Genomic DNA, 1,195 nt, shown 5'->3' with positions numbered 1-1,195 from the left:
AGAAGAAAAGTTTAAAGAAGCAACTGAGGCTTATGAGATCCTTTCTGATGAGCAGAAGCGTGGCGCTTATGATCAGTATGGTCACGCAGGTGTTGACCCGCAAGCTGGTGGCGGTGGCTTTAGTGGTGGTAATGGTAACTTTAGCGATATTTTTGGTGATGTTTTCGGTGATATTTTCGGTGGCGGCGGAGGTGGCGGTGGCCGCCAGCGTAGCGCTCGTGGTGCTGATTTACGTTATACCCTCGACTTGGACTTGGAAGATGCCGTTAAGGGTACAACAGTAAAAATTCGCGTACCAACTCATGTGACCTGTAAGCCTTGTAATGGCTCGGGTGCTGCAAAAGGTTCTAAGCCTGAGCATTGTGGTACTTGTAATGGTGCGGGCCAGGTCAGAATGCAGCAAGGCTTTTTCTCTGTGCAGCAGACCTGTCCAAATTGTCGCGGCCAGGGAACAATGATTAAAGATCCTTGTCGTTCATGTCACGGTTCGGGTGTGATAGAAGAAACCAAGACTTTGTCTGTTAAGGTTCCGCCGGGTGTCGATACCGGTGATCGAATTCGCTTGGCAGGTGAGGGTGAAGCGGGCACGCATGGCGCGCCGTCAGGTGATTTATATGTACAGGTTTCGGTTAAAGAGCATCCGATCTTTGTGCGCGATGGCAAGACCTTGTATTGCGATGTGCCAATTTCCTTGGTAGATGCTGCTCTGGGTGGTGAGCTGGAAGTGCCTACACTAGATGGTCGCGTTAAATTGAAGATTCCGGCCGAGACTCAGACAGGCAAAATGTTCCGCTTGCGTGGCAAAGGTGTTGCCCCTGTTCGCGGTGGTGCAGCTGGTGACTTGATGTGTCGTGTGACTGTTGAAACGCCAGTTAACTTATCTAAAAAGCAGAAAGACCTATTGCGCGAATTTCAGGATACGCTAGATAAACATGGTGATAAAAAGCACGCGCCAAAAAAGCATACCTGGTTTGAAGGTGTGAAAAGCTTTTTTGATGATATGACGAGTTCTAATTAGATTATTGCCTCCACCACCGTCATTCCTGCGCAGGCAGGAATCCATTGTCTCGCGGAGTTAGATACACCCAATTAGTAGGTATCGACGGGGAAATCATGGTATTTAGAATGATCTAGCATTTTCCAGCACCTGAGGTGGGTTCAAAACAATGGATTCCCGTCTGCGCGGGAATGACGA

1 protein-coding gene is annotated in these 1,195 nt (G+C 48.9%); it reads left to right on the top strand.

The features are described from left to right. The coding region (gene dnaJ, locus A3761_RS01420; RefSeq protein WP_068749679.1) for a molecular chaperone DnaJ at positions 1 to 1,018 on the top strand (1,018 nt) is incomplete at its 5' end. Positions 1,019 to 1,195 lie beyond the last annotated feature (177 nt).

It is taken from the genome of Oleiphilus sp. HI0123 (genome assembly GCF_001635315.1).
This window is presented reverse-complemented; position numbering and strand designations above follow the sequence as displayed.